Annotated in this window: 16 protein-coding genes; 6 read left to right on the plus strand and 10 right to left on the minus strand. The window is 61.6% G+C overall.

All coding sequences use genetic code 11. The features are described 5' to 3' along the window. Positions 1–34: 34 nt before the first annotated feature. On the minus strand, positions 35–691 hold the full coding sequence (gene betI / locus H040_RS15790) for a transcriptional regulator BetI (RefSeq protein ID WP_027921017.1): 657 nt from the start codon (positions 689–691) through the stop codon (positions 35–37). A 533-nt stretch (positions 692–1,224) separates the two neighbouring features. On the opposite strand from betI, the gene H040_RS15795 reads away from it, so the two are divergent. Beyond that, the gene (locus H040_RS15795) at positions 1,225–3,171 is read left to right on the plus strand and encodes a BCCT family transporter (RefSeq protein ID WP_256208150.1); all 1,947 of its coding nucleotides are present in this window, start codon (positions 1,225–1,227) and stop codon (positions 3,169–3,171) included. Between the two features lie 122 nt (positions 3,172–3,293). Beyond that, the gene (locus tag H040_RS15800; RefSeq protein WP_027921019.1) at positions 3,294–7,964 is read left to right on the plus strand and encodes a dermonecrotic toxin domain-containing protein; all 4,671 of its coding nucleotides are present in this window, start codon (positions 3,294–3,296) and stop codon (positions 7,962–7,964) included. 5 nt (positions 7,965–7,969) lie between these two features. On the opposite strand, the gene H040_RS15805 is transcribed toward H040_RS15800, so the two are convergent. From H040_RS15805 to gpmI, 4 genes are all read right to left on the minus strand, one after another. Next, entirely contained in the window at positions 7,970–8,737 is a 768-nt protein-coding gene (locus tag H040_RS15805; RefSeq protein WP_027921020.1) for a divergent polysaccharide deacetylase family protein, read from the minus strand. An 8-nt stretch (positions 8,738–8,745) separates the two neighbouring features. Continuing rightward, positions 8,746–10,080, minus strand: a complete 1,335-nt coding sequence (locus tag H040_RS15810; protein ID WP_027921021.1) for a S41 family peptidase — start codon at positions 10,078–10,080, stop codon at positions 8,746–8,748. A gap of 79 nt (positions 10,081–10,159) precedes the next feature. Next, the gene (locus H040_RS15815; protein ID WP_027921022.1) at positions 10,160–11,455 is read right to left on the minus strand and encodes a murein hydrolase activator EnvC family protein; all 1,296 of its coding nucleotides are present in this window, start codon (positions 11,453–11,455) and stop codon (positions 10,160–10,162) included. Between the two features lie 141 nt (positions 11,456–11,596). Next, complete coding sequence (gene gpmI / locus H040_RS15820; RefSeq protein WP_027921023.1) at positions 11,597–13,132, minus strand: 2,3-bisphosphoglycerate-independent phosphoglycerate mutase; 1,536 nt, start codon at positions 13,130–13,132, stop codon at positions 11,597–11,599. Positions 13,133–13,338: 206 nt separating this feature from the next. On the opposite strand from gpmI, the gene H040_RS15825 reads away from it, so the two are divergent. The 3 genes from H040_RS15825 to secB are packed head-to-tail and all read left to right on the plus strand — an operon-like array spanning position 13,339 to position 14,533. Then, entirely contained in the window at positions 13,339–13,752 is a 414-nt protein-coding gene (locus H040_RS15825; RefSeq protein WP_027921024.1) for a rhodanese-like domain-containing protein, read from the plus strand. 1 nt (position 13,753) lies between these two features. After that, the gene (grxC, locus tag H040_RS15830) at positions 13,754–14,008 is read left to right on the plus strand and encodes a glutaredoxin 3 (protein WP_003249204.1); all 255 of its coding nucleotides are present in this window, start codon (positions 13,754–13,756) and stop codon (positions 14,006–14,008) included. 39 nt (positions 14,009–14,047) lie between these two features. Then, positions 14,048–14,533: a protein-export chaperone SecB gene (secB, locus tag H040_RS15835; RefSeq protein WP_012312355.1), complete on the plus strand. Its 486-nt coding sequence runs from the start codon at positions 14,048–14,050 to the stop codon at positions 14,531–14,533. Positions 14,534–14,615: 82 nt separating this feature from the next. On the opposite strand, the gene trmL is transcribed toward secB, so the two are convergent. Further along, positions 14,616–15,077 (minus strand): tRNA (uridine(34)/cytosine(34)/5-carboxymethylaminomethyluridine(34)-2'-O)-methyltransferase TrmL, encoded by a 462-nt coding sequence (trmL, locus tag H040_RS15840; RefSeq protein ID WP_027921025.1) that lies wholly within the window; start codon positions 15,075–15,077, stop codon positions 14,616–14,618. Between trmL and H040_RS15845 the strand changes: the two genes are divergently transcribed. After that, positions 15,076–15,513, plus strand: a complete 438-nt coding sequence (locus tag H040_RS15845) for a hypothetical protein (RefSeq protein WP_027921026.1) — start codon at positions 15,076–15,078, stop codon at positions 15,511–15,513. The two genes, trmL and H040_RS15845, sit on opposite strands and share 2 nt — an antisense overlap. Positions 15,514–15,958: 445 nt before the next feature. On the opposite strand, the gene ntrC is transcribed toward H040_RS15845, so the two are convergent. The 4 genes from ntrC to glnA all read right to left on the minus strand — a co-directional run bounded on the left by ntrC (position 15,959) and on the right by glnA (position 20,841). Further along, positions 15,959–17,395, minus strand: a complete 1,437-nt coding sequence (ntrC, locus tag H040_RS15850) for a nitrogen regulation protein NR(I) (protein WP_027921027.1) — start codon at positions 17,393–17,395, stop codon at positions 15,959–15,961. After that, the gene (gene glnL / locus H040_RS15855) at positions 17,392–18,477 is read right to left on the minus strand and encodes a nitrogen regulation protein NR(II) (RefSeq protein ID WP_027921028.1); all 1,086 of its coding nucleotides are present in this window, start codon (positions 18,475–18,477) and stop codon (positions 17,392–17,394) included. Before glnL ends, ntrC begins: the two co-directional genes overlap by 4 nt. A 264-nt stretch (positions 18,478–18,741) precedes the next feature. Then, complete coding sequence (locus tag H040_RS15860) at positions 18,742–19,284, minus strand: chorismate mutase (protein ID WP_033696623.1); 543 nt, start codon at positions 19,282–19,284, stop codon at positions 18,742–18,744. A gap of 150 nt (positions 19,285–19,434) precedes the next feature. After that, positions 19,435–20,841 carry a type I glutamate--ammonia ligase gene (glnA, locus tag H040_RS15865; RefSeq protein WP_027921030.1) on the minus strand — a complete coding sequence of 469 codons (1,407 nt, stop codon included), beginning with the start codon at positions 20,839–20,841 and terminating at the stop codon, positions 19,435–19,437. Between the last annotated feature and the right edge of the window lie 242 nt (positions 20,842–21,083).

Here is a 21,083-nt window from a genome sequence, read left to right on the forward strand (position 1 = left end):
GTCCTCGCAAGTGCAGTGTGTGGTTGGCTGCGCGTCACGCTCCTGCCGGGTTGGCAAGCGCCGTGCGTGCTCGATCAGCGGCCTGGTCGGTTGTGTCCAGGGTGTGCTGTTTAGCCAGTTGTAGATCCATGTATTCGTATGCAATCCGTATTGCCTGGTCGGTGTCGAATGCATCCCCCGACAGGGCACCACGCAGCCACAAGCCATCGATCAGGGCCGCCAGGCCGCGGGCTGCCTTGCGCGCATGGTAGAGCGGCAGGGCGCGGCGGAACTGGCAGCACAGGTTGGAGTACAGGCGGTGATCGTTGATTCGCTGCAACCTGTGCAAATCGGGCTGGTGCATGCTGGAAGCCCAGAAGGCCAACCAGGTTTTCATTGCCGGGCCGTTCACCTGGCTGGCATCGAAGTTGCCCTCGATGATCACTTTCAGGTGGGCGCGCGGGCTGTCGTCTGTCAGGGCCTGGCGACGTGCTCTGACGCCTTCGTTGAGCATGTTCATGATGTAACCCATCGTCGCTGCGATCAGGCCGTTCTTGTCCCGAAAGTAGTGACTGATGATGCCGTTCGACACACCGGCCAAACGGGCAATCAGCGCAATGCTGGCGTCCCCCAGTCCGACCTGATCGACCGCCTGCAACGTGGCTTCGATCAACTGCTGGCGGCGGATGGGTTGCATACCGACCTTGGGCATCTTGCTATCTCCTCAGGCCCTGCGAGCAGACGACAGGCGGCTGACTCGGCGAAGACCAGTCTATTTTGTTTTGATTGAACGTTCAATCAATAAAGAATAAGCTCTGCGACAATTTGTGCCATTGACACTCTTTCAAGAGGTCAATGAGGCACGGATTGACACCCCAGGAAATCGCGTAACCCCCTGAATACAAGGCGTTGACGGGCATGAGCGATGCGAAATGCAGATTCTGCCGTACGGCCGCTGGCCTGCGACAGGCCCTTGGAGCGGGCGGGGTGATCTGTGACGAATGCGCGCACCTCAACTGAGGCGTGGCATTTTCAGCAGGCCACCTGTCTGTTTTTTTGCAACGTTTCGATTCGGGATCACGGTTTCCAGGGTGCTTTTATAACACCTGATGCAGTGGGGATATTCCACCAATTGCTCGGGAAAGACTGATTAGCCTCCACAGCTGCACTGCCCGGAGCATTCGTGCAATGAGTTCTGCCTCACTTACCAAGCCCCCCGCCGAGAGGGTACGGGTCAACCGCGTGGTGTTCTTCACCTCCGCGCTGATGATCCTTGTTCTGACTGCCTTGCTTATCGCTGTACCCGAAACCGCCGGCCAGGTGCTGGGCATGGCCCAGAAATGGCTGACGCGCACCTTCGGCTGGTACTACATGCTGGTGATCTGCAGCTACCTGCTGTTCGTCGTCTACCTGGCCTTCTCCGACTACGGCAAGCTCAAGCTTGGCGGCAAGGACGACCAGCCCGACTTCAGTTACGGCGCCTGGGCCGGCATGCTGTTTTCCTCCGGTATCGGTATCTCGCTGCTGTATTTCGGCGCCTCCGAACCGCTGGACCACTACTTCAACCCACCGGAAGGTACCCCTGCCAGCCTCGAGGCTGCGCGCCAGGGCCTGCAGCTGACCTTCCTGCACTGGGGCCTGCACGGCTGGGCGATCTACGCCCTGGTCGGCCTGGCCGTGGGTTACTTCGCCTACCGCCACAACCAGCCACTGGCCCTGCGCTCGGCGCTGTACCCGCTGGTCGGTGAGCGCTGGGTCAAGGGCGCTGCGGGCAATGCCGTGGACATCTTCGGCATGTTCGTCACCCTGCTGGGGCTGGTCACCAACCTGGGGATCGGCTCGATGCAGGTGGCCTCGGGCCTGGAATATCTGTTCGGCATGGACCACACCAAGACCAACCTGCTGGTAGTGATCCTGGTCATGGCGGGCGTTGCGACCGTGGCAGCGGTTTCGGGTGTGGAAAACGGCATCCGCCGCCTGTCCAACCTGAACATCATGCTGTTCAGCGGCCTGCTGATCTTCGTCCTGCTGGGCGGCTCGACCCTGCACCTGCTCAACGGCTTCGTGCAGAACGTCGGCGACTACCTCAACGGCATCGTGCTGAAGACCTTCGACCTTTACGTATATGAAGGCGAGGCCGGTAAGTCCGAGCGCTGGCTGGGCCTGTGGACCGTGTTCTACTGGGCCTGGTGGATTTCCTGGGGCCCATTCGTCGGCATGTTCATTGCCCGTATCTCCAAGGGCCGTACCGTGCGCCAGCTGGTCAGCGGCGTGCTGCTGATCCCGTTGGGTTTCACCCTGGCCTGGCTGTCGATCTTCGGCAACACCGCGCTGGACCTGGTGATCAACCACGGTGCCGTGGAGCTTGGCAAGACAGCGCTTGAGCAGCCTTCGATGTCGATCTACCAGCTGCTGGAATATTTCCCTGCGGCCAAGATCGTGATTGGTGTGGCGGTATTCGTCGGCTTCGTGCTGTTCCTCACCCCGGCCGACTCTGGCGCGGTGATGATGGCCAACCTGTCGTGCAAAGGCGGCAAGGTCGACGAAGATGCCCCGCACTGGATGGTGGTGTTCTGGTCGGTGATCATCACCCTGGTCACTATCGGCCTGCTGTTCGCCGGTAACTTCGAAGCGATGCAGACCATGGTGGTGCTGGCGGGCTTGCCGTTCTCGGTGGTGCTGGTGCTGTTCATGTTCGGCCTGTACAAGGCCATGAAGCAGGACGTCGCCGTCGAAGGCGAGCGCGCCGAACTGGCTGCCCGTGGCCGCCGTGGTTTCAGCGAGCGCCTCAGCCAGCTGGACCTGCAGCCGACCCAGGCCGTGGTGCAGCGCTTCATGGACAAGCAGGTCAGCCCGGCGCTTAAAGAAGCTGCCGCGCAGTTGCAGACCCTTGGTTTCGAAGTGGAGACCCGTGTTGGCCAGTCGCGCAACATGATGGGCTTGCGGGTGATGATGGACGAGGGTAACCCGTTCGTTTACGAAGTGAGCCTGGACGGCTACATGGCCGCGCCGAGCGAAGCACCGGTGGAAGGCGAGCCGGAAGTGCGCCAGCGCTTCTACCGTGCCGAGGTGTACCTGCACGACGGCAGCCAGGAGTACGACCTGATGGGCTTTGCGCCGGAGCAGATCGTGCGTGATGTGTTGGACCAGTTCGAGAGCCACCGCCAGCTGTTGGGGCGCGTGTACAGCTGATTGGCTTTGGAAACAGGCCCTGTCCCAAGCAGGGCCTGTTTCGTGTCGCTACGTAATAAGTACCACCTGAACCACAAACCATTACGCAAGGCTTCCTGCTCTTTCATCAGGAGTGCCTACGCATGCCCGCTTCCCCCGCCCTTACGTTCGATTTCAACCGCGCAGCCGCAGTGCATTTCAGCGACCGACCCACCCTGCGCCAAGTCGTGAGCGAGCAGTTGCTCAAGGTGTTGCTGGTAGAACTGCCATGGCTGGCCTCGGTGCAGCCCGCCTTGTCTTCGGCAGATGCGTTGATGTTGGACAGCCCTGACCCCTCTACGGCCTACTGGACCACTCAGCCGCTCGTTGACCGGATATTGCAGGCCTTGCTGCAATCAAACACCGTAGACCTGGAACCTGTCGACGGGCGCCATTACAACCTTGGCCTCGTCGACCCCTACCGGTTCCCCGGCTCGGACAGTGCCTTCGACACCCGCAGCCTCACCGGGCTTACCGCCCCGCTCAATGCGTTGATCGAGCAGATCCCCGAGTCCTTTTGCCTGGCTCAACTCGGCTATTGGACGGGGATAGGTAACGCCGGGGTCAGTCGTGACCAATGGATCCAGTTGTTGTTGAAGACTGCCCTGCAACGCGGCCTGCCTTTGCAAGGACTGGACGCACAGGAGCAGGCCTGCATCCGTGGGCTGGTTCGCGGTAGCAGCGATCAGCCGTGGGTGAGCTTTGTGCAGGCCAGCCTCACCACGGGTAGTCACAGCTGGGACATCATGCTCTGCCATTTGCTGGTAACGGGTGAGTGGGATGAGCGGCAGGTGGTGATGTGGTGCTCTCCCTCTGGGAGCGTGCGCGGGTTTGAGTCGCTGGCCGCCTTTGCCGTGGCCCTGCGCGACGAACTGGCACTCAGCTATCAGTTCGATGAGATGTCGTGGCAGCAGTACCCGGTCGATGGCAATGTCTTCGCGCAGCAAGCGGCATTGCTGCTGGACACCATGTTCACCCAGGTCGACCGGGTACGCTACGGGCGCTTGGCGGATGTTGCGGCACTTGAACAACTGTTTGCTCAGCTGAGCGACCCGGCTCAGTGGTTCGCCAGCTACCCCAACGACACCGCGGCAGTGCCGCCGCCCCTTGGGGTGCGGGCAAGCTCTGGCAGTGACAGCTTTGCCTACCAAACCGCCTTGCAGCAGCTTGCCGCCATGCAACAGGACGCTGATGGCGTTGCTGCACTGGATGGCGTGCAGAGCCTGCAAACCTATACGTGGCAGCGGCTGGGCGAGCAGATACGGCTGAAGTACAGTGACGACACATCGCCCGACGATCTGATTCTTGAGTTCTCCGTGGCGCGTGGTGTACCAGGCGGGGCAGGGGCGGGAGCAGGTGGTGGCGAGCCTTTGGAAATCGCGGGACAAAGAAACCTGACCGAGTTCGCCATCGGCAATCTTGGGGCGCTCAAAGGTGCTGTGATTTCACGCCTGCGCCGTTCCAACGGCGAAGCCGCGCCCGCGTGGCTGGATGCAGACGCTGTCAATCAACTGGTCCGCGAGGTCGACATCGGCGGAACTTACCCGGCATATGTCGCTGCCCAGTTGAATGACCCTCAACAGCGCCCGCAGCGGGTGAAGCGCTTTGCCAGGGAGTGGCGCAGCAGCCTGTGGTTCAGCGCGCTGGGGGCCAAGCTCGATGCCAAGATCACCGATGTCGGTCTGCAGGCTGTGGTCGACTTCTGCGCCGGCCACCTTGATCCGCTATTGCCGCGCGTGGTCTTGATGCCGCTGGCATTCCGGCGCCAACCTGATTCCCGCTTGCATGACCCGGTGCGTGGCATGTACGTGCTGATTTGCGGAGAACCCGGGCGGGTACTGCTTTATCGCCCACTGTATAAACAGGACACGCTACGCGAATACGCAAACTTTGATGCATTGCTGGAGCACATCCAGCAGTCGCCGCTGTTGCAGGCCAGCATTCTTGAATGGATGGACCCTCAGGTTCGACACATTTACGATCACGGAGGGTTTCGCGAACCGCATGTCGGCAGCATTGGAACCGACCCCTACGACCTGCCCGAGCGCCCCGGGCCGCCCGTCATCCATGTGCAGTACTGGCTCAAAGACCTGGACGAACACCTCTATAACGCCAACCGCGACCTGCTGGTAGAGTTAGCAGACATGCAGTCCGAGTCCAACGTGGAAAGGCGCTGGGAAACACTGGCCCAGGGTGCCTGGCTGTTGTTCGATGTCGTGACGCTGGTGCTGCGTGGCCCTGTGGCAACAGTGGCGTGGCTGGCACAGCTGCTGGGCTCGCTGGAGCATGACCTGCAGGCCCTTGAGCAACAGGGCGAGTTTGGCCGTTCAGCAGCGGCCGCGGATTTGCTGTTGAACCTGGGCATGACCTTGCTGCACCTGCACCAGCCCAGCGCGCCAGCCGTAGCCGACGCAATGCCTGTGGACGCCTCGGCGTTCGAGGGGCCGGCTTCTCAGTACGGTACTTTTGCCGAAGTGTCAGTGCTGCCGAGCACGAAGCCTTCAGCCACCCTGGGTGAGCTGGCGGCATTGCCTGGGCGTCAGCTGGACCTGTCATGGCGCGGCAACCAGGGCTTCAACTGGATAGCACCCGCTCAGCGTCAGGCATTGCGGGCTATGCGCAGTAGCGTTTCGCTGCACGAGTCGGCGCTGTTAAGTACCGGTGAGGCCGCAGGCCTGTACCAGATCGACGGGCAGCTCTATGCCGCAATGGCAGGTGATGCTTACCCGGTGGAGCTGGTTGATGGTGGCGTACGCGTGATGGATGGCAATGGGGGCTATGGGCCGTGGCTAGTCTCTACGATGGACACTTGGCGTGTGGACCAGTCGCTGCGCCTGGCCGGGGGAATGAGAAGAGGGGGCGCGCGGGCGAAGCTTGTCGAGCGTTTTTTCAATCTGCAGCGCACCGCCGACGAGTTCACCCTGCGCACCAATGAGGCTTCAGATCAATTCACACAGCGCGCACTTGAGGTGACCGAGCTGCGGGGTAAGGTCGATAAGTTGCGTGTGCTTCGGGACGCGGAACAGGCCAGGCAATCGTCGCTCGAGGGCAATGATCTTCAGGATTCCGTGGCGCTTGTCGCCCGGTACGATGCACGTCTTGCCGAGTGGAACACGCAGATCCTTATCAAACGCGATGAATCAATACGCTTCCTGGAGTCGGCAGTGCTGGCGGATGAGCAGGTGCTGATGAACTATGGGATCTTGCAAGAACCCAAGTTCGCCACCCTGCGGCGTAGCGGCCTGGATCAGCATCTGCCAGCCGAAACATTGCGTGTTCAAAACTTCCTGATCCGTAACAACGAGTTCATCCTCAAGGATCTGTGGGACCTGGTCGACTACCCAGGCCTCGTTGAGTTGCAGGCGCAACTGGATGGCCGCCCAATCGGTCAGGTGCGTGAGACCTATGCGCAGTATCGTCAGAAGCTGGAACGAACCGTGGCTTTCCAGGACAGGATGCTCAAGGCTTCCGGCAACTTGGATGTGCTACTGGCCGACACGCCTGCGGAGCGCGTGATTGCGCTCAGCGAAACGAACGCCGTTACAGTTGCCCAGATGATCGCCAGACGCACCATCAGCACTGTACAGCTGCGCTTTCATCAGGCACTGAATCTGGCGGACATGGCTTTGCATCTCGATACTCCCGTGGGCCAGCACCGCATCGCTCGGTACAGGGATGACTTGGCAGGGCTTGCCCTGCGCAACGCGGCAGGCGCCCACGGTGAGCTCGATTTTGCCAATCTGTCGGTGGAGGACCGTATCTCCATCCTTCAGGAAGCCTGGGACGAATATGCTGCCGCGCTGCTCAACTGCAAGCGTATCCGTGACGAAGGCGGTGAGCTGATCGAGGTCGACATGCTCGACCGCTACCGCCTCGAGCTGGAAAGGCTCAAGCTCGATGCAGGCACGCGTGTTGCCAATGCGATCCAGGAGCAAGAGGGTGGCGGTATGGTGCCAAGGCGTGTTGCCTATGCCGTAACGAACGAGCGCCAGCATGTGGTGCGCAACAGCGAAGGGCAGATTTTGATCGGCACCGTACGGGAGTTGGAGGGTCAACAGCTGCTCGAAGTGCGTGATTCGTTCGACAGTACGGTGTTGGCCACCTTCGATTGGCGTGATGGGGAATGGCATGAGCGCCTGACGGAGGAGCCGCAGCCCCCGGCCGAGCCTGAGGATGCGCCCACTGATGCCGCCATGCATGTGCAAGGCTTGCTGGATGAAAACGACGTGCTCATCAGCAAGGCCGCAGAATACGTCGAGAACGATATCAAAGCTGCGCTGCTCACGCGGTTGTTCGACCGGCAAATGAAAAAGCTCAGTGGCGAGGCTGCCAGGCTCATCGGTGAAAACGCCAACCCCGCCCTGATTAGAAGCGTGGAAGCTGCCGCGGACAGGCTGCGCACGGAAAAACAGCTCAAGCTGATAACGTTGTACACCAAAACCAGCTACCCGACCGCCGAAGCCCTGCGATTTCTGCATGGGCAGCAACTGCTCAAGGTGGTTTACGCGGGGCCTAGGCAGGTCATGAGAAACGGCACCACTTTCGACGAGTACCACATCCAGCGCCTCACGCAGCCTGGGGACAATTCAGGGCGGCCGATATGGGTGGCGCACTTCCACATGCCGTCGGCCGACGCTTTGGCCCGGGAGTTCACCGTGGGGCATCTGAAAACCTGGAGCCAACGACGTCAGAGCAGTCAGCCAGGCAGTAACGTGAGGGTTCACCGAGGCAAGCTGACGCTTGAGCAAGCCAACGGCATCATCCCGTTCGACTGATACGCTCAGCGGTTGCTGTAGCGGCCATGCTTGCCATGGGCGGGCATGGCCTGGTTGCCACGTTCGGCAATCATCTGCGAAAGGCTGATTAGCACAATCCCTTCTGCTTTCAGCTGCGGGAGCGCACGCTCCAGCACCTGCAGCGTTTGAGGGTAGGGGTGTCCGATCAACACGGCCGACCCCTGCCGTCGCGCCAACTCTACACCTTGGCGCAACTGCCGGTTGATGGCCTCTACCGTTCGCTCGTCGTCCAGGAAAATGTCACGCGAGACGTGCGCCAGGCCCGCAGCCTGAGCCTGTGCCGCTGCCACAGTAGCCGCGCTGGTGCGGCTGTCGACGAAGAACAGATGCCGACGCTGCAGTTCGCCCATCAGCCAGGTCATGGCTTCGCGCTGCGAGGTCATGCGGCTGCCCATGTGGTTATTGATGCCGGCTGCGTACGGCACTTTGGCAAGGGCAGCTTCAAGGCGGCTTGCCAGCTCTGGCAGCGGTAGTTCGGGGTGCCAGGCGTAGGGCCCGGTGGCCGGGTCCATGGGCATGTGCAGGATCACCGTCTTACCAGCCTTGTGCGCCTGGCGGGCAAAGTCGGTGGCATGTGGAGTGTCGGGCATGATCGCCATGGTCACCGGCCCGGGCAGGGCGAGCGTGCGGTTGTCACGCTCGGTGCTCTGGCCCAGGTCGTCGATGATGATGCTCAGGTAGGCCTTGTCGGCCGGCGCCGCTTGCGCGACCCCGGCCATCAGGCAGAACAGCAGACACAGCAGATAACGCATGGGGTGGATCAGTCGCCCTTGGTGATGTTCAGGCCCTTGAGCAGGCTCAGCGCCTGGCTCAGCTGGTAGTCACTGTCCTGCGGGCGTTCTTGGCGCTTGCTGCTACCGGTCGGGCGATCGGCGCCGCCGTTGCCGTTGCCCAGGTGGCCCTGCAGGTCCGCTTCCTTGAAGGTGTCGTTGTCGCTGGCGTCTGCGGTCAGCTTGGCCGGGCGTACTTCGATGTCCGGGACGATGCCCTGTGCCTGGATCGAGCGGCCGTTGGGGGTGTAGTACAGCGCGGTGGTAAGCTTCAGCGCACGGTCGTTGGCCAGAGGCAGCACGGTCTGTACCGAGCCCTTGCCGAAGCTATCGGTACCCATCAGCACGCCGCGTTTGTGGTCTTGCAGGGCTCCGGCGACGATTTCCGAGGCCGAGGCGCTGCCGCCGTTGATCAGCACAACCAACGGTACGCCTTCGCTGGCGTCGGCCGGGTCGGCGGAGAAGCGTAGCTCGGAGTTGGCGATGCGGCCCTTGGTGTAGACGATCAGGCCCTTGGTCAGGAAGTGGTCGGCCACTTCCACTGCTGCCTGCAGTACGCCACCGGGGTTGTTGCGCAGGTCAAGGATCACCCCGCGCAGCTTCTTGCCGTTGTCCTTGCGCAGCTTGGCCAGGGCTTTGCCGACTTCGTCACCGGTCTTGACCTGGAACTGGGTGATGCGAATGTAGCCATAGCCGCTTTCCAGCAGCTGGCTCTTCACGCTCTTGACCTGGATCACCGCGCGGGCGAGGGTCACGTCGAACGGATTGCCACCGTCGCGCACCAGTGTCAGGGTGATCTTCTCGCCTATCTTGCCGCGCATCTTGTCGACCGCTTCGGTCATGGTCTGGCCACGGGTCGGGGCGCCGTTGATCTTGACGATCAGGTCGCCGGCTTGCACGCCGGCACGCGAGGCCGGGGTGTCGTCGATCGGCGACACCACCTTGATGTTGCCGTCCTCCTGGCCCACTTCGATACCGAGGCCGCCGAATTCGCCGCTGGTGCTTTCCTGCAGCTCCTGGAAGTCCTCAGGGCCGAGGTAGGCCGAGTGCGGGTCAAGGTTGCTGAGCATGCCCTTGATGGCGTTTTCCAGCAGGGTCTTGTCGTCCACAGGTTCGACGTAGGCGGCCTTGATGCGATCCATGACCTCGGCAAAGGTACGTAGCTCTTCCAGCGGCAATGGCGCCTTGGCGGTCACTTCGGTGGCTGGCACTGCGGCAGCCTTGGCTGGCGACGCTTTCGCCGGCTCCGCGGCACTGGCCAGGGGCGCACCGATCGCCAGAGCGATGGTCAGGGCCAGCTGGGTAAGGCGAGGCGAGTGCAGCATGTCGAACGAACTCCTGATCCTGTAAGCGCTCCCTGCGGAGCATCGGTGCAGCGCCTGGTGCTACACCGTATGTAATGTGTCAGCCGCGGCACCACTGCGAAGGGTCGGTAGGCCGGCCCTGCTGGCGGATGGCGAAATACAAGCCTGCACTGTCCTGGCCACCGCTGTCGCCAACGGTGGAAATGGCTTCGCCGGCCTTGACGATGTCGCCGGCACTCTTGAGCAGGCTCTGGTTGTGGCCGTACAGGCTCAGGTAACCATTACCATGGTCGAGAATGACCAGAAGTCCAGCGCCACGCAACCAATCGGCAAACACCACGCGCCCGCCGTGCACCGCATGTACCTGGGTGCCAGGGCTGGCGCTGATCATCACGCCATCCCACTTGGCCCGGACATCATTGCCGCGTGCATCACCGAAGCGTGCCAGCAATCGACCATTGACCGGCCAGGGAAGTTTTCCCCGCGCGGCAGAAAATGCACCGCCGTAGCTGGCTCCGTCACTGGAAACCAGCGGGCCGAGGGTGGTGCGGGCCTTTTTCGGCGGCTCGGCTTCTTCTTTGTCCGCACGGGCGGCCAGGGCCTCTTGCTGGCGGCGCTTCTCGGCTTCCTGCTGGGCGAGCAGGGCTTTCTTGCGCGCTTCTTCGGCTTCGCGGGCCTGGCGGGCCAGGGTTTCCTCGATGGTCTTGAGCACCTTGGCCAGGTCGGCCTGGTCCTGTTGGCGGGCCTGCAGCTTCTGGTCGCCGTCTTTTACGTCGCTGTTGAGCTTGGCCAGTACCTGCTGGCGCTTGCTGCGCTCGGTGTCCAGCGCCTGGCGGCGGGTGTCGAGGTCGGTGCGCTGGGCCAGCAGCTGTTCCTGCTGGCGGGAAATGTCCTGCTCGACATTGGCCAGCTGGCGTAGCGTCTCGTTGAACGCCTTGAGCTGTTCGAGGCGCGCTTTGCTCAGGTAGTCGTAATAGGACAGGGTGCGAGCGAATTTCTCTGGGTTCTGCTGGTTGAGCAGCAGCTTGAGGTATTCCTCGCGGCCGTTGTTCTGGTAGGCCGAACGGGCCTGGATGGCAATCAGTCGTTGTTGTTCAACGCGGGCGCTCTGGAGTTTTTTTTTCTCGGTATCAAGGCGCTCCAGCTCGCCCTCGGTCTTTTTTAGTTCTTGTTGCAGGGCCTCCACCTGCTTCTCCAGGTTACCGATGTCGGTCTCGGTGGCCTTGAGGTCTTTTTGCACGCCGGCTTTTTCTTCCTGGAGCTTGCCCAGCGTCTTCTTGAGCTCGGCAATGTCCTGGCGGGTGGCTTCCAGTTGCTGCTGGGTCTGTGCGCGCTCATCGGCAAAGGCCGGGCTGAGCAGGCAGGACAGGGCTAAAGGGATCAGGGCGCGTAGCATGGGGTTTGGCGTACCAAGGATGGAGACTGGCCTAGTATGCCCGTGCGGGCAGGCAAAAAAAACGCCTCGCTGCCGGGGCAGCGAGGCGTTGGTCCGGAATTCATGTGCAAAGGGCCTGCAAAGTGGCCCCGGCACACCGAATCAGGCGTCTACCAAGATCGAGGTGCCGGTCATTTCTGCCGGTTTTTCCAGACCCAGCAGCTTCAGCATGGTCGGCGCCACATCAGCCAGCACGCCGCCTTCGCGGACTTTCACTTTGCGCTTGCCGACATAGATGAACGGCACCGGCTCGCTGGTATGCGCCGTGTGCGCCTGGCCGGTGCACGCGTCTTCCATCTGCTCGACGTTGCCGTGGTCTGCGGTAATCAATGCTTCGCCATCGACCTTCTCCAGCGCCTCGACGATGCGCCCGACACAGGTATCGAGGGCTTCGACTGCTTTTACTGCAGCCTCGAATACGCCGGTATGGCCGACCATGTCGCCGTTGGCGTAGTTGACCACGATCACGTCAAAACGCTGCTGCTCGATAGCTTCGACGATGCGGTCGGTCACTTCAGGTGCGTTCATCTCAGGCTGCAGGTCGTAGGTGGCAACCTTCGGCGACGGGATCAGGATGCGCTCTTCGCCTTCGAACGGCTCTTCGCGGCCACCGGAGAAGAAGAACGTGACGTGCGCGTACTTTTCGGTTTCGGCGATGCGCAGCTGGGTCTTGCCGTTCTTCGCCAGGTACTCGCCGAGCACGTTGTTCAGGCTGGACGGGGCGAAGGCTGCAGGCGCTGCGATTTTAGCCGAGTACTGGGTCAGGCCGATGTAGGCCGCCATTTTCGGCTGGCGTGCACGCGGGAATTCGTTGAAGTCCGGCTCCACGAAGGCACGTGAAAGCTCGCGGGCGCGGTCGGCGCGGAAGTTCATGAAGATCACGGCATCGCCGTCCTCGACCTTGACCGCCTCGCCAATGCGCGTGGCCTTGACGAATTCATCGTTCTCGTCGCGGGCGTAGGCTGCTTCCAGGCCGGCCAGTGCGGTGTCGGCGGTGTAATCGGCAACGCTGTCGACGATCAGGTTGTAGGCGGCGCTGACGCGGTCCCAGCGGTTGTCGCGGTCCATCGCGAAGTAGCGGCCGATCAGGCTGGCGATGCGGCCCTTGCCGAGTTTGGCGAAGGTCGCGTCGAGCAGTTCGATCGACGATTGCGCACTGCGAGGCGGGGTGTCACGGCCGTCGAGGAATGCGTGCAGGTAGATCTTTTCGGCCCCACGCTGGGCGGCCAGCTCGGCCATGGCGATCAGGTGGTCCTGATGGCTGTGCACGCCACCGTCGGACAGCAGGCCGAGGATGTGCACGGCCTTGCCGGCGCCCACTGCCTTGTCCACTGCGCCGGTGAGCACCGGGTTCTCGAAGAACTCGCCATCACGGATGGCCTTGGTCACCCGGGTGAAGTCCTGATAGACGACGCGCCCGGCGCCGAGGTTCATGTGGCCGACTTCGGAGTTGCCCATCTGCCCGTCCGGCAGGCCGACATCCATCCCGGAGCCGGAAATCAGGCCATGCGGCTGGGTGGCGCGCAGGCGGTCATAGACCGGCGTGTTGGCGGCGAAGATGGCGTTGTATTCGGGGCTTTCGCTGTGGCCGAATCCATCCAGGATGATCAGCACCAGGGGTTTGGGCGTACTCGTCATCAATCAAACTCACGGTTGTTCAAAGATGATAAAGACACGCATTTTAGGGCAAATGCGCCATCAGGGGCTAATAATCGTCCGGTTGCCCGACCGACGCGGGCAACCCGGCAACATGAAGGTACCTTTACCACCGACCCTTCGGGCTTTGGTGGTACTGGGGGGCTGTGTATACTGGCCGGCATTTTCAATCGCCTGGAACACCGCTGATGGTTGCTCACCTGATTCAATTCGCGACAGATCACTACATCCTGGTGGCGATCTTCGTGGTTCTGCTGGTCGCACTGCTCGTCAATGAACTGCGCCGTGGCGGCCAGAGCCTGAGCAACGGCCAGTTGACCGCGCTGGTCAATGCCGACAAGGCGCTGGTCATCGACATTCGTACGTCCAAGGAATATTCCGCCGGCCACATCGTCGGTGCGCTTAACATTCCGCAGGACAAAGTGGCCAACCGCATGGCCGAGCTCGAGAAGCACAAAGAGAAGACCCTGATCGTGGTCGACGCGATGGGCCAGCAGTCCGGCGCGGTCTGCGGCGAGCTGATCAAGGCTGGTTACACCGCCGCCAAACTGAGCGGTGGCGTTTCCAGCTGGAAAGCCGATAACCTGCCCTTGGTGAAGTGATATGAAGCCTGTCATCGTCTATTCCAGCGACTACTGCCCCTACTGCATGCGCGCCAAGTACTTGCTCGAGAGCAAAGGCGTGGCCTTCGAGGAAATCAAGGTCGACGGCAAACCGCAGGTTCGTGCCGAAATGAGCCAGAAGGCCGGCCGTACTTCGGTGCCGCAGATCTGGATCGGCAGCACCCACGTCGGTGGATGCGATGACCTCTATGCCCTGGAGCGCGCCGGCAAGCTCGACGCGCTGCTGGCGGCCTGATTTGCACTGCATTCAAAAACATTAGGATAAGGATCTGCCATGACTGACCAACAGACCAACGGCGCTGCTGCAGAAGACAACAGCCCGCAGTTCTCCATGCAGCGCATCTATGTGCGTGACCTGTCGTTCGAAGCCCCGAAAAGCCCGCAGATCTTCCGTCAGACCTGGGAGCCGAGCGTTGCCCTGGACCTGAACACCAAGCAGAAGGCCCTGGAAGGCGACTTCCATGAAGTGGTGCTGACCCTGTCGGTGACCGTCAAGAACGGCGACGAAGTAGCCTTCATCGCTGAAGTTCAGCAGGCGGGTATTTTCCTGATCAAGAACCTCGACGCTTCTTCGATGAGCCACACCCTCGGCGCGTTCTGCCCGAACATTCTGTTCCCGTATGCCCGCGAGACCCTGGACAGCCTGGTGACCCGTGGTTCGTTCCCGGCCCTGATGCTGTCGCCGGTCAACTTCGACGCCCTGTACGCGCAAGAAATGCAGCGCATGCAGGAAGCTGGCGAAGCACCGACCGTGCAGTAATTCTGCCGGCAACAAAAAAGCGCCTCTCGGGGCGCTTTTTTGTTGCCTGTACTGCCGCGAACAGGCCGGTACAGGCTAACGATCAGCTCCCGGCAAACCCGTTCTGCCGCCAGGCCTCATACACCGTGACCGCCACGGTGTTCGACAGGTTCAGGCTGCGGCACCCCGGCCGCATCGGTAGGCGCAAGCGCTGCTCGGCCGGCAGGCTGTCCAGCACTTCAGCCGGCAGGCCTCGGCTCTCCGGCCCGAACAGGAACGCGTCACCGGGTTGATAAGCCACGTCGTGGAACGGATGCGAGCCCTTGGTGGTGAAGGCGAACAGGCGTGGGTTGCCCAGGCTCTCCAGGCATCCGGCCAGGCTTTCGTGGCGCTTGAGCGTGGCATACTCGTGGTAATCCAGCCCCGCACGGCGCAGGCGCTTGTCGTCCAGTTCGAAGCTGATCGGCTCGATCAGGTGCAGGGCGCAACCGCTGTTGGCGCAGAGGCGGATGATGTTGCCGGTATTCGGCGGAATTTCTGGTTGAAAAAGGATGACGTGAAACATGCACGGCTCCAAACGTGAAGATGACGAGCATTCTACCCCCGAACCCGACCTGCGTTCGAAGGCCTGGCCGCGCATGCTGCTTTCCCTGGCGCTGTTCGGCGTGCTGGTGGGGCTGATGATCGGCCGTCTGACTGCCCCGGATGAGCGTGTACTGGAGCAGGTCGAGGTCGTGCAAGATGGCTTGGACCTGTGGTTCAACGAAGAGCCCAGGCTGCATGGCGAAAACGTCGAGGGGACCGTGGCCGTGCTGTTCGAAGCTGAGGGCAAGGCGCAGCGTGGCCAGTTGGACCTGCAGGGCAAGCCGGTCGGTTGGCGTTTGCAGAAGAGCGACAAGGGGCTGTTGCTGACGGTGATCGCCGCGCGCCCCCTGCACGGTGAATGGGCCGGTGCAGAGGACGCTGGGCGTTGGCGGGTGCAGGTGAAGCTGCACGAATAAAAGAGGGGATATCCCGGCCTGCCTGTACCGAGGTCCCCAAAAGGGGTTACAGCGAATTAAAGGGGGGATGGCCCGGCCTGCCTGTACCGAGGTCCCCAAAACTGGCGTTACTGCGAATAAAAGAGGGGTCACCCGGCCTGCCTGTACCAGGGCCCCCGAAACTGGGTATGTATTAGCTATTGCAGGGGGCGTGCCAGTTTTTAAAAGCCCGCGAATACTGGGCTTTCAGGGTGATTTGGCCGTATTTTGAGGTGATTTGTGCCTTGGGGAGGTGCATCGGGCACAGGATCGGTGCATGGGAAGGCTGAAATGGCTGGGACCGCTTTGCGGCCCTTTCGCGACACAAGGCCGCTCCTACAGGGGATCGCGGTCTCTTGTAGGAGCGGCCTTGCGTCGCGAAAGGGCTGCTTAGCAGCCCCAGGGATCTTGCAGGTGAGCAGCTAGATCAGTGGTCCTCACCCTCGTCTTCATCCCCGCCGTCCACGTTCATCCCCAGCTCCTTGATCTTGCGGGTCAGGGTATTGCGCCCCCAGCCCAGCAACACCGCCGCATCACGCCGCCGCCCGGCGGTGTGCTTGAGCGCGGTTTCGATCATGATCCGTTCAAAGCTGGGCACCGCACTGTCGAGCAGGTTCGACTGCCCGCGTGCCAAGGCCTGGTCCGCCCATTGGCGCAGTGCCTGTTCCCAGTTGGTCACCGGCGCTGCGTCCTGCGGCAGGTTCAGCAGCTCCGGCGGCAGGTCGCCGATCAGCACTTCGCGGCTGGAGGCCATCACGGTGATCCAGCGGCAGGTGTTCTCCAGCTGACGCACGTTGCCTGGCCACGGCAGGTTGCGGATGAATTCTTCGGTTTCAGGCTTGAGCAACTTCGGTTCGACGGCCAGTTCCTGCGCGGCACGCCCGAGGAAGTGACGGGCCAGCGCCGGGATGTCTTCGCGGCGGTCGGCCAGGCGTGGGATATGGATGCGGATCACGTTCAGGCGATGGAACAAGTCCTCACGGAACTTGCCGGCTGTTACCAGCGACTCCAGGTTCTGGTGGGTCGCCGCGATGATACGTACATCGACCTTCACCGGCACATGGCCGCCAACGCGATAGAATTCGCCATCGGCCAGCACCCGCAGCAGGCGGGTCTGGGTGTCGGCCGGCATGTCGCCGATCTCGTCGAGGAACAAGGTGCCACCGTCCGCCTGTTCGAAGCGGCCGCGGCGCAGGTTGGCCGCACCGGTAAAGGCGCCTTTCTCGTGGCCGAACAGCTCGGACTCCATCAGGTCCTTCGGAATGGCCGCCATGTTCAGGGCGATGAACGGTGATGCGGCGCGTGGGCTGTGGCGGTGCAGGGCGTGCGCCACCAGCTCTTTGCCGGTACCGGACTCGCCGTTGATCAGCACGGTGATGTTGGAATGGCTCAGGCGGCCGATGGCGCGGAAGACTTCCTGCATCGCCGGCGCTTCGCCGATGATTTCCGGGGTGCGGGCCAGCACCTGCGGGACATCAAGGCCTTGCTGTTCCTGGGCGTGCTGATTGGCACGTTTGACCAGCGACACCGCTTCGTCGACGTCGAACGGCTTGGGCAGGTACTCGAAGGCGCCGCCCTGGTAGGAAGCCACGGCGCTGTCCAGGTCGGAATGGGCGGTCATGATGATGACCGGCAGACGCGGGTGCTGCTCGCGGATTTGCGCCAGCAGGTCGAGGCCGCTGGCACCGGGCATGCGAATGTCGGAAATGATCACATCCGGCTGCTGGCGAGCCAGGCGGCCCATGACACCATCGGCGCTGTCGAAGCTCTGGGTGGTCATGCCTTCCTGTTGCAGGGCTTTTTCCAGGACCCAGCGGATGGAGCGATCATCATCGACGATCCATACGGTTTCACTTCGGCTCATGAGGCGGTGGCTCCTTGTTCCAGGGGCAGGAAGATCGAGAAGGCGGTATGCCCTGCGTGGCTTTCACACTCGATCAGGCCCTGGTGCTGGCTGATGATGGTCTGGGTAATGGCCAGGCCGAGCCCGGTACCGTCCGGGCGCCCGCTGACCATGGGATAGAAAAGCGTGTCCTGCAGTTCCGCGGGGATGCCCGGGCCGTTGTCGATGATCTCGATACGTGCAGCCAGGCGATGGCGCACATGCCCGATGGTGAACTGGCGTACCGCGCGGCTGCGCAGGGTGATGCGGCCAAGGCGCAGCTCGTTCTGCGAGCTGATCGCCTGCATCGCATTGCGCACGATGTTGAGCACGGCCTGGATCATTTGCTCGCGATCGATCAGTACGTCGGGCAGGCTAGGGTCGTAGTCGCGCACCAAAGTGATGCAACCTTGGCTTTCTGCCTCGACCAGGCTGCAGACCCGCTCCAGCACTTCGTGAATGTTGGTCATGGCCAGCGAAGGCAGTTTGTTCGAGCCGAGCATGCGGTCGACCAGGTTACGCAGGCGGTCGGCTTCCTCGATGATCACGTTGGTATAGTCGCGCAGCCCCTCTTCGGGCAGTTCGCGGGCCAGCAGCTGTGCTGCGCCACGGATGCCGCCAAGCGGGTTTTTGATCTCGTGGGCCAGGCCACGCACCAGCATCTTGGTGGTTTCCTGCTTGCTCAGCTGGGCTTCTTCCTTGGTGATGCGCAACAGACGATCGCGCGGGTGCACTTCCAGCAGCAGCAGGGTATTGCCTTGGTGCAGGATTGGCGTCACTGCATAGTCGACGGTGATGGTCTGCCCGGTCAGCGAGGTCAGTTGTGCTTCACGCTTGGTAAATGGGTGCGCCTGTTCCACGGCCTGGCGTAGCGAGTTAAGCGCCTCGGTCGATTCGGTGAACAGCTCACTGATGAACTGGCCATGACTGCGCTGGCCGCTGACGGCCAGGAGCATCTCCGCCGCCGGGTTCATGTATTCCAGGCGCAGCTCGGCGTTGAGCAGCAGCGTGGCGGTGGTCAGGTTGTCCAGAAGCAGACGGTGCTGTGCATCGCTGATGGTCATAAGGCGTCGGTGACCTCTTTTGGCGCTTGTCAGGCATGGCGCGGCCATGGCCGGGCGCGCGGTGGATCCGCTGGTGCCAGTCTCTTCCCAAGAAACTGCAAGAAACAAACCAAGGCTCCGAAAAGAAGCGGATTTTGCTGATAAAGGCCTGAATATGCGCAGATTCGGACCAGAATGCCCTGATTTATCGATGCTTGTGACCTCTTTTGGGCTGCACTTAAGGGCGCCAGTCCTTCGGGTGCACCAATATAGAGCATAGAGACTTCAGGATTTATCGCACAGTTGGCCGGTCGCGCGAATCAGCGCTCGCTGGGTCAGGTGGTCCACAGGTCGGTTGGCTACGGCATTCGCCACCATGGTGGTGCAGTGTTGCGGTTTCTGTTGTTCAAAATCGGCCAGTTGCTTGAGCAGCAAAGTCTGCAGCTGATCAAGCTGGGGGCGGATCTCCTGCTGCAGGTCGCTGCGTGGCGTGTCTGGTGCTGTGCCCAGGCGATGCCAATGGAAAAGCATTGTGTACTGCACCAGCTTGTTGGCCTCGATCTGGTCGGCGAAGAACGCCTCGGCGCGTTCCGGGGCCAGGCCATGGGCGGGTGCGGCCGCACGAACATTCGACAGCACCTGCTGTTCACGCGGGCTGGCCTGGACCGGTTGGTGCTTGTCCCACTTGTGCAAGGCGACAGCTTGCGCCAAGTCCAGGCGGCGCTCGATGGTCTCAAGCAGCGGGCCGAGGGCAGGGTGGTTGGGTTCTGATGCCGCGCAGCCGGTCAGAGCAAGGGCGGCGGCTGCAACGATGGGTAACGGGCGCATGATGAACCTCCGTGAAGTGAAGGTCCGAGTGTGCTGAAGCTGGCGCGTCACGTGGGTAGGAGCCTTCCGAAGTTACTGAAGGCAGAAACAGAAACGGCCTCCCGAAGGAGGCCGTCTTGATCAGGTCATCGACGCGAGGCGCCGATCAGATCAGCAGCTGTAGTACAGCTCGTATTCCAGCGGGTGCACGAAGGTGCGGACCTTGATTTCTTCTTCGCTCTTCAGCTCGATGAAGGCATCGATGAAGTCGTCGGAGAACACGCCGCCCTTGGTCAGGAACGCACGGCCTTTATCCAGCTCTTCCAGCGCTTCTTTCAGGCTGCCGCACACTTGCGGGATGTCCTTGGCTTCTTCTGGCGGCAGGTCGTACAGGTTCTTGTCCGCAGCATCGCCTGGGTGGATCTTGTTCTGGATACCGTCCAGGCCAGCCATCAGCAGGGCCGCGAAGGCCAGGTACGGGTTGGCCGATGGGTCCGGGAAGCGCGCTTCGATACGACGGGCTTTAGGGCTGCCGACGTATGGAATACGGATCGAGGCGGAACGGTTACGAGCCGAGTAGGCCAGCATTACCGGGGCTTCGAAGCCTGGAACCAGACGCTTGTACGAGTTGGTCGACGGGTTGGTGAAGCCGTTCAGGGCCTTACCGTGCTTGATGATACCGCCGATGAAGTACAGGGCGGTTTCGGACAGGCCGGCATAACCTTCACCGGAGAAGGTGTTCTTGCCTTCTTTCCAGATCGACATGTGTACGTGCATGCCCGAGCCGTTGTCGCCGTACAGTGGCTTCGGCATGAAGGTGGCGGTACGGCCGTAAGCGTCGGCAACGTTGTGCACGACGTACTTCAGGGCCTGTACTTCGTCAGCTTTCTTCACCAGGGTGTTGAACTTGACGCCGATTTCGTTCTGGCCGGCAGTCGCCACTTCGTGGTGGTGAACTTCAACGGTCTGGCCCATTTCTTCCAGAGCGTTGCACATGGCGGTACGGATTTCGTGGTCGTGGTCGAACGGCGGAACCGGGAAGTAGCCGCCTTTCACGCCTGGACGGTGGCCTTTGTTGCCGCCTTCCACGTCAGCGTCAGACATCCACGAGCCTTGCTCGGAGAAGATCTTGAACATCGAACCGGAGATGTCCGACTTGAACTTCACTTCGTCGAAGATGAAGAACTCAGGCTCTGGGCCTGCGAAGACGGTGTCACCGATGCCGGTGCTCTTCAGGTACTCTTCGGCGCGCTTGGCGATCGCACGTGGGTCGCGATCGTAGCCCTGCATGCTCGACGGGTCGACGATGTCGCAAGTGATGATCAGGGTTGGTTCTTCGGTGAACGGGTCCAGAACGGCGGTCTCGTCGACCGGCATCAGGATCATGTCGGAAGCTTCGATGCCTTTCCAGCCAGGGATGGAGGAACCGTCGAACATCTTGCCGACTTCGAAGAAGTCTTCGTCCAGGCCATCACGCGCCGGCATGGTCACGTGATGCTGTACGCCCTTGGTGTCCGTGAAACGCAGATCAATCCACTTGACGTCATGATCTTTGATGAGTTGAACCGACTTCGACATGTTGTCCTCCGGAGGGTCTAGAGCGCGGTGGGCCGCTGCTCTGGAAAAAGGGTGTTGCCGGGCGCGGATAGTCGGCCAAGCTTACCTGCCTCACAAGGGAGCAAATTGCATGCCAGTGCCCGAAAATGGCGAGGGCGAGATAAAAAGGGGCGTTTGCGGGCATTTGGTGGGCCTGTAGCGGGAGAAAGCGCACCCTTAGGAGGCAAGTTTCGAGCGCGAAGCACCAAATTAGTGCATTTAGG

Origin of the sequence: Pseudomonas sp. URMO17WK12:I7 (assembly GCF_003269045.1) — a bacterium.
Lineage (GTDB): Bacteria > Pseudomonadota > Gammaproteobacteria > Pseudomonadales > Pseudomonadaceae > Aquipseudomonas > Aquipseudomonas putida_J.

Coding starts and splice junctions, on each gene's coding strand:
- betI (WP_027921017.1), bottom strand. CDS start 691: ATGCCCAAGGTCGGTATGCAACCCATCCGCCGCCAGCAGTTGATCGAA.
- H040_RS15800 (WP_027921019.1), top strand. CDS start 3,294: ATGCCCGCTTCCCCCGCCCTTACGTTCGATTTCAACCGCGCAGCCGCA.
- H040_RS15805 (WP_027921020.1), bottom strand. CDS start 8,737: ATGCGTTATCTGCTGTGTCTGCTGTTCTGCCTGATGGCCGGGGTCGCG.
- H040_RS15810 (WP_027921021.1), bottom strand. CDS start 10,080: ATGCTGCACTCGCCTCGCCTTACCCAGCTGGCCCTGACCATCGCTCTG.
- H040_RS15815 (WP_027921022.1), bottom strand. CDS start 11,455: ATGCTACGCGCCCTGATCCCTTTAGCCCTGTCCTGCCTGCTCAGCCCG.
- gpmI (WP_027921023.1), bottom strand. CDS start 13,132: ATGACGAGTACGCCCAAACCCCTGGTGCTGATCATCCTGGATGGATTC.
- H040_RS15825 (WP_027921024.1), top strand. CDS start 13,339: ATGGTTGCTCACCTGATTCAATTCGCGACAGATCACTACATCCTGGTG.
- grxC (WP_003249204.1), top strand. CDS start 13,754: ATGAAGCCTGTCATCGTCTATTCCAGCGACTACTGCCCCTACTGCATG.
- secB (WP_012312355.1), top strand. CDS start 14,048: ATGACTGACCAACAGACCAACGGCGCTGCTGCAGAAGACAACAGCCCG.
- H040_RS15845 (WP_027921026.1), top strand. CDS start 15,076: ATGCACGGCTCCAAACGTGAAGATGACGAGCATTCTACCCCCGAACCC.
- trmL (WP_027921025.1), bottom strand. CDS start 15,077: ATGTTTCACGTCATCCTTTTTCAACCAGAAATTCCGCCGAATACCGGC.
- ntrC (WP_027921027.1), bottom strand. CDS start 17,395: ATGAGCCGAAGTGAAACCGTATGGATCGTCGATGATGATCGCTCCATC.
- glnL (WP_027921028.1), bottom strand. CDS start 18,477: ATGACCATCAGCGATGCACAGCACCGTCTGCTTCTGGACAACCTGACC.
- H040_RS15860 (WP_033696623.1), bottom strand. CDS start 19,284: ATGCGCCCGTTACCCATCGTTGCAGCCGCCGCCCTTGCTCTGACCGGC.
- glnA (WP_027921030.1), bottom strand. CDS start 20,841: ATGTCGAAGTCGGTTCAACTCATCAAAGATCATGACGTCAAGTGGATT.